5 protein-coding genes are annotated in these 6,781 nt (G+C 72.4%); 1 reads left to right on the forward strand and 4 read right to left on the reverse strand.

What is annotated here, in order from left to right:
- Nucleotides 1-1,930 (reverse strand): glycoside hydrolase family 65 protein (locus KHA85_RS14665; RefSeq protein WP_213186367.1); only part of this gene is annotated, 1,930 nt, incomplete at its 3' end.
- A 183-nt stretch (nucleotides 1,931-2,113) separates the two neighbouring features.
- Between KHA85_RS14665 and KHA85_RS14670 the strand changes: the two genes are divergently transcribed.
- Nucleotides 2,114-2,575: a hypothetical protein gene (locus tag KHA85_RS14670; protein ID WP_213186368.1), complete on the forward strand. Its 462-nt coding sequence runs from the start codon at nucleotides 2,114-2,116 to the stop codon at nucleotides 2,573-2,575.
- Here KHA85_RS14670 and KHA85_RS14675 read toward each other — a convergent pair.
- From KHA85_RS14675 to KHA85_RS14685, 3 genes are all read right to left on the reverse strand, one after another.
- Nucleotides 2,530-4,476 (reverse strand): DUF2339 domain-containing protein, encoded by a 1,947-nt coding sequence (locus KHA85_RS14675; protein WP_213186369.1) that lies wholly within the window; start codon nucleotides 4,474-4,476, stop codon nucleotides 2,530-2,532. The genes KHA85_RS14670 and KHA85_RS14675 overlap by 46 nt on opposite strands.
- 39 nt (nucleotides 4,477-4,515) lie before the next feature.
- Nucleotides 4,516-5,433, reverse strand: a complete 918-nt coding sequence (locus KHA85_RS14680) for a DMT family transporter (protein ID WP_213186370.1) — start codon at nucleotides 5,431-5,433, stop codon at nucleotides 4,516-4,518.
- Between the two features lie 131 nt (nucleotides 5,434-5,564).
- A partial coding sequence (locus KHA85_RS14685; RefSeq protein WP_236885747.1) for an HNH endonuclease signature motif containing protein occupies nucleotides 5,565-6,781 on the reverse strand: 1,217 nt, incomplete at its 5' end.

Here is a 6,781-nt window from a genome sequence, read left to right on the forward strand (position 1 = left end):
TGAAGATGCGGCGCAACTCGTCGTCGCCGAACAGGAAAAAGAGCATCACCGCGTCGGCCTGCTTGGCCAGCTTGTAGCGGTCCGGGGTGTCGCTCTCGGCCTTGAGGATCCGGTCGAGGCGCTGGATGTCGCCGTACTTCGCGCGGTAGGCGTCCCAGTCCAGTTCCTCGAGGTCGGCGTAGCCCTCGAACTGGCTGATGATCCCGTCGTGGAACGGCACGAACATCCGGCGGCTGATGTCCTTCCACCGCTCGATCTCCTCGTCGCGGAGCTCCAGCCGGGCACGGACGGCGTCCGCGCGTGGTGCCGGCAGCAGGTCGAGCAGGTGTGCGGCGATGTCGCAGATCCACGCCACGAAGACGTTGGTGTAGGCGTTGTTGCGGAGGCCGCCCTCGGCGGCGCCCGGGTACTTCTCGTGGTACTCGTCCGGGCCCATCACGCCGTGGATCTCGTAGCGCTCCCGGTCGGACGAGTAGTGGGCGACGGAGGCCCAGAACCGCGCGATGCCGAGCATCAGCTCCGCGCCCTGGGACTCGAGGAACATCGTGTCCTCGGTGGTGGTGATGTACTGCCAGACGTTGTAGAAGATCGCGGCGCTGACGTGCCGCTGGTTGTGGGACAGGTCGACGTCCCACGTCCCCGACATCGGGTTGAGGTGGACCTCCTGGGTCTCCTCGGTGCCGAGCGATCCGCTCTGCCACGGGAACATGAAGCCGGCGCGGCCGGCGGCCCGGGCGGCGGCGCGCGCCTCCGCCAGACGACGGTAGCGGTACATGAGCAGGCTGCGGGTGACGCCCGGCAACCGGTACGTGAGGAACGGCAGGACGAACAACTCGTCCCAGAACACGTGGCCGCGGTAGGCCTCGCCGTTGATCCCGCGGGCGGGGACGCCGGCGTCGAGATCGGCGGTATTGGGTGAGCACGTCTGCAGGATGTGGCTGATGTGGACGCGCAGGAGGTGCTGGGCCTCGTCGTCGCCGAACACCTGCACGTCGCACGCCTGCCACAGCCGGTCCCACGACTCGCGGTGGTGCGCGAGGGCGGACTCGAACGACCTCGACCTGGCCACCGAGCGGTGCGCCCGCACGAGCGTGTCGCCCGTCGCGGGGTCGCGCGAGGTGAACAGGGCGACCGACTTCTCCACGGTCACCGGCACCCCGCGCTCGAGGTCCAGGTGCAGCGTCTGTTGGACGTGGTCGGGGGTGCGGAAGTCGGTGCGGGGCACCTCGACCGGCCGGCCGACGGCGAGGACACAGGTCCGGGCGGCGACGCTGACGGTGACCTCGGACTGTCGGGTCCGGGTCTTGAGCGCCATCACCTCCGGCTCCGGGAACTCCGTTCCGACGGGGTGGAGGTGGGTTCCCTCGAGGTCGCGGTAGCGGGGCACGCCGTCGTTGGTGACGCGCCCGTCGATCGCGCTGACGACCTCGGCGGGCCCGGACCAGTTGAGCGGTGTGAGGGTCCACTCGAGGTAGGCGTGGTGCATCGACGCCATGGAGGTGAACCGGCGGCTGACCAGTTCGGTCTCGCGCCCCTCGCGGTCGCGGAAGCGCAGGTGCCGGGCGAGCACCGCGGCGCGGAGGTCGAGCCGGTGACGGTAGTCGAGGACCTCCACGTCCGCGAGGCGCAGGACCTCCGCGCCACCGATCCGGAGTTTCAGCGGCAGCCAGTTCGGCAGGTTGACCAGGTCCTCGTTGTGGACCGGGACACCGCCGAGCAGGGTGGTCGCGCGGTTGTAGAGGCCGTGGACGTAGGTGCCGGGGTAGTGGACGTCGTCGGCCTCCTCCCATTCGGCCGCGCCGCGGGTGGCCATGTAGCCGTTGCCGGTGGAGGTGAGGGTCTCGCGCAGGCCCTCGTCCCGGGGGTCGACGCCCTCGTAGGCGAGGGTGAAGGCGGCGGTGTCCACGGGGCCGGTGTGCGAGAGGGTCACAGCTGTGACACAACCACACGCGCGTCGGCGGCGGGCGTGGTCGGCTGGCCTGTTCTCGAGATCGTCATCCCGCCGAGACCCGCCGGCCACGCCGGTGCGCTATGATCTAGGTCACAGTCGGGACGGTTCGGGCCGCGCCGCGAACCCCCTTGTCGACCGTCTCGTCGGACACGGGAGTTCACCATGACCGTTCAGCTCATCGAGATCACCGAGGACGTCGCCGACCGGATGCAGGTCCTCACCACGCCGACGGCCTGCCAGGTGGAGGACGCGCGCATGATCATCGTCGATCTGCTCGGCTCGGCGCCCTCGTGGCCACTGGCCGTTCTGGTCGACCAGGTCTGTATGGCGTACGAGTGCCCGGACGGTGAGCGTCTCATGGTCGATCTGCGCGACCGGGAGGGACTGGCGGACGACCTGCTCCGGGACGAGCCGGCGCTCAAGCGTGTGCGGTGGGTGCGCGCCACGCGGATGGCGCTGCGCGAGCTGACCGACGCGGGAGAGGTCCTGTGGAGCCAGCCGTCGGACGATCCCGACGAGGTCGATCACCCGGAGGTACAGGTGCTGATGTCCGGCGCGGAGCCGCGGGCCTTCCACATCTACGTGGGTGAGCCGCTGCCCGACGGGTCGGTCTCCTTGCGGTAGCGCACGGCCACCGCGAGCATCACCGCGCCGACCGCGATGAACGACAGGACGCGGAACAGGCCCGGCAGCGTGGCGAGGTCCAGCAGGAGCAGCTTCGCCAGCGCGAGCGCGCCCAGGACGAACCCGAGCCGGCGGGCGTCGGCGATGCGGGGGCTCGGGGTGAGGACCAGCCACGCCGCGCAGCAGATCCACAGCACGGTCACCATGAGGTGCGCGGCGAGGAACCCGGTGCGCGCCGCGCCGGTGAGGTCGCCGATCGTCACGCCGGCGGCGACGATCATCACCGAGAAGGTGGCCAGGGCGACGACCGCGCCGACCATCGTCACGCGCCCGGCCTCGCGGGGCAGTCGGCGCCGCGCCCACCACGTGACGGCGGTCGCCAGCGCGGTGACGGCGAGCGCGGAGACGACGTCCCAGTAGCTGAACTCGCGCACCGCGAGCCGTTCGCTGAGCGCGAGGTGCGGTTCGTTGACGCCCAGGTACACGAGCAGGGCGAGTACGGACGCGGCTCCGGCCACCCAGTGCAGCCACCTGCGGCCCCACAGCCCGGCCGCCGCGACGTACGCCAGCGCGCTGAGGGTGAGGGCGAAGCCGGTCATCTCGCGCCCGCCCAGCTCGACCCAGGTGAGCAGGAGTAGCGCGCTGCCGACGATGCCGGTCACCGCGGACAGGTGCGTGGCGTGACGGTCGCGGTCCGTGCCGCCGGCGCGGTCCGTGCCGGCGGTGCGGCCGGCGAGGACGGCGACGACCAGGTAGGCCGCGGCGAGGAGCAGGCCGTAGGGCCAGCCGGGCCGGAGGAGGTATGTGGCGGGCAGGAGGGCGAGGGGCAGTGCGGTGGGGACGACGACGAGGGCCGCGTTCTCGACGGCGGGGCTCCGGCGGAGTGAGTCGTACCAGGCCACCCCTGCTCCGACGGCGGCGAAGACGAGGGCGGTCGCGATGAGCGCCATCTGTTCGCCGCGGGAGTGGAGGGCGGCCTGCGAGAGGTATCCGGCCAGCAGGATGCCGGGGAGGACGGACCACACGACGCGGACGGCCACCCCCAGGTCGGCGGCGAGGGCGGCGGTGGCGATGCCGACGATCGCGACGAAGACCGGCAGTTCGACGTCCGTGGAGATGAACGGCGCGAGCAGCATCGTGCCCGCGGACACGAGGCACGCCAGCAGCCCCGAGGCCCACCGTTGGGCCAGCGCCATGCCGCCGAGGGCGAGTCCGCCGACGAACATGAACGCGGCCGGGACGGGGATCCACAGGTAGAGGGTGGTCGCGGCGATGATGTCGAGCATCGCGGCGGCGAGCCCGGTTCCGACGAGCGCGAGCGCGCCGGGGTTGACCGGGGTCCCGGCCGTCGGCTCGTGGCGCGCCTGAAGTCGTAGGCCTAGCGCGACGAGGACCACCGCGAGCGCGGCGGCGGCGATCACCCGCGCGATCGGCGGGAAGAGGCCGGCCTGGATGGCGACCACCAGCAAGAAGGCGATGCCGGCGAGCATGACCGACCCGCCGATCGCCGCGATGACGGTGGCGACGGTGATCCGCGGCGCCCTCCGCGGACGCGCCTCGGCCGGCGGCTGCGGCGGCTGCGGCGACTGCGGCGACTGCGGCAGCGACTGCGGCGGGCCTGTCGGCCGAGGCGGCGGCTCCGGCTGCCATGGGTGCTCGCGCGCCGGCTGCTGCCACGGTCGGCCCGGGCGCACCCCGTGCGCTGGCGGTTCGGGCGCTGGCGGTCCGGGCGGCTGCCAGGGCGACCCGGGCCGGGCCGCCTGCGCGGCCTGAGCGGGACCGGCGTGCCGACCGAGCGCGATCAGCCCGGCCCGGACCTCCGCGACCTCCGCGGTGATGCGCCCGAGGCGGGCGTCGAGGTCGGCGAGGGCGCGCTGCAGGTCAGGCTGCTCGGGGTTCACCTCAGAATCATCTCCCGCCCCGGCCCCGGCGTCCATATGTCAGGCCCGGGCCGGACCCGCCGGTGTCGGGCGCGACCGCAGGACCAGGATCACGCCCCCGGCACTCACGGCCATCCCCACCACCGCCGGGAGGGTGATCGGGACACCGAACATGAGCCACACCCAGACCATGGTCGTGGGCGGGGTGAGGTACAGCAGGACGCTGGCCACGGTGGCACCGCGAGTGCGGGTGACGAAGACGAAGAGGACGTATCCGCACAGCGTGGACAGGAATACCAGCCAGGCCACTGCCGCCCAGAAGTCGAGCTCGGCCTCGGGCGCCGCCTGACCGGTCAGCACCGCCGCGACCATCAGGACCACACCCGCGACGACGGACTGCATGGTGATGGACTGCAGCAGTGTCTCGGTGGGGCGCAGGCGCTGGGTGAGGACCGTGCCCGTGGCCAGGCTGAGCATGCCCGCGGCCGGGAACAGGTACGCCCACCACGGTGCGGTCCCCGCGTCCAGGCCGCCGGAGACGACCACCACCACGCCCGCCAGTCCGAGGGCCATACCGATCCACATGCCGGCCGTTGTGCGTTCGCCGAGCACGCGACCGGCGACGGTGGCCACGAGCAGCGGCTGGAGGGCGGCGATGAGTGCCGCGGTGCCGCCGTCTACGCCGCGCGCGATCCCCTCGAAGATCATGAACAGGAACACCGCCTGGCTGAACAGGCCGAGAACGGCCTGCCGGGTCCACGCCGCACGGTCGTTCAGTCGCACCCGCAGCACGAGGCAGACGCTCACCAGCAGCACGCCGAGGATCGAGAACCGCCAGGCCAGCAGCTGCAGCGGTGTGCCGCCGGCGCGGGTGCCGAGCTCTGCGCCGACGTAGCCGGAGCTCCACATGAGCACAAGCGCCACCGACGCCAGATGGCCGCCGTTCCGGCGGAGCGCCTGACGCGCGGACTCGGGCATCGTCACACCTTAAGGAGCAGCCGCCCTCGCCGTCGTCGACCCGGGCGGCACCACCCCCTCACGCGCCCACGCCGGATTCGCGCAGCAGCGGGCGCTCGGCACCGACGGTCGCCCGAAAGCGCCGCGGGGTTTCAGGCGGGGCGGGTGTGGGGGCCGTGTCTGGGGTGGCCTGGTGGGTTGATGAGGGTGCCGTCGTCGGCGATGATGCGGTCGGCGAAGGCGGCCCACTCGCGTTCTCGGATGGCGTCGCGGGCCCGGGCCAGGGGGCCTTTGGGTCTGGTGCGGTGCTCGTGCCCGGTGTCGGTGCAGATGATCAGCTCGCCCAGCGGCCCGGTCCGGTAGGTGTTGGTGCCGAACGTCTTCTCCCGATGATGCTTGCGGCACAGGCACACCAGGTTCCACTCCAGGGTCGGCCCACCCAGTTCCGGATCACCCTTGTTGAACGCGATCACATGATCCACATCGCAGTCCTTGGCCGGCACCGAGCAGCCCGGATGCCGGCACGTGCCGTCGCGCAGCCGGATCCGCTCGGCCATCGCCGGGGTGATCATGTACCGCAGCGCGTGCTCGGGGCTGTCCAGCGCGCCGGGGGCGGGGTCGATGAGCTCGAACCGCACACTGGCCTCATCACCCTCCAGCAACTCCGTGCACAACCACTCGAAACTGCTGTACGTGCCGTGGACGAACTCCACCCGGTTCGGCAGACCCCGCACCGCCGAGGCGATCACACTGATCCGGATCGGCACCCCCGCCCGCGCGGCGTTACCGAGCGACGGACGCGGCAGATCCGCCCCCGCACGCACCTGCCCGAGCTCGATCCCACACTCCTCAGCCACCGCCGCCGCAGCGTCGGCGGTGCCGGTCGCGGCCGCGCCGGTGGTGGCGGTATCGCCGACGGCGGCGTCGGGCGGGGACACCGCCAGCGCGGCCAGAGCGTCCGCGCGCAACTGGTCGATCGGCCGGTCCAGCCCGTCCGCGGCCGCCACCGCGGCGTCGGTCTCGATCCGCCGGCGCAGCAACTCCGCATCAGCGGCGGTGAGTTTGGCCCACATCGTGGCCATCCCGTCACGCCCACCGCGGAACCGGACCCGGCGGGTCTGCGCGGCCGCCTCGGCCGCCCCGGCCGCCCCGGCCGGATCGCACCGCTCCACCGCCTCGTCGATCGCCGAGTCCACCGCCGACCGGCTCGGCCGATCCCCACCCTCGAGATCGCCGGCGAACCGGGCCAGGAGCTCGTCCTCCACGTCGGACACGATCGCATCGGGCACCTCGGCCAGACGGCACGCGATATCGACCGCCATCTGCTCCGGCATCACCCCCCGCGCCACCACCGACGCAAGGCGGGACA

The organism is Dietzia massiliensis (genome assembly GCF_018390595.1).
Taxonomy (GTDB): Bacteria; Actinomycetota; Actinomycetes; order Mycobacteriales; family Mycobacteriaceae; genus Dietzia; species Dietzia massiliensis.

Bases quoted from the DNA above. Each gene is read 5' to 3' on its own strand.
- KHA85_RS14670 (WP_213186368.1), top strand. From the start codon at position 2,114: ATGACCGTTCAGCTCATCGAGATCACCGAGGACGTCGCCGACCGGATG.
- KHA85_RS14680 (WP_213186370.1), bottom strand. From the start codon at position 5,433: ATGCCCGAGTCCGCGCGTCAGGCGCTCCGCCGGAACGGCGGCCATCTG.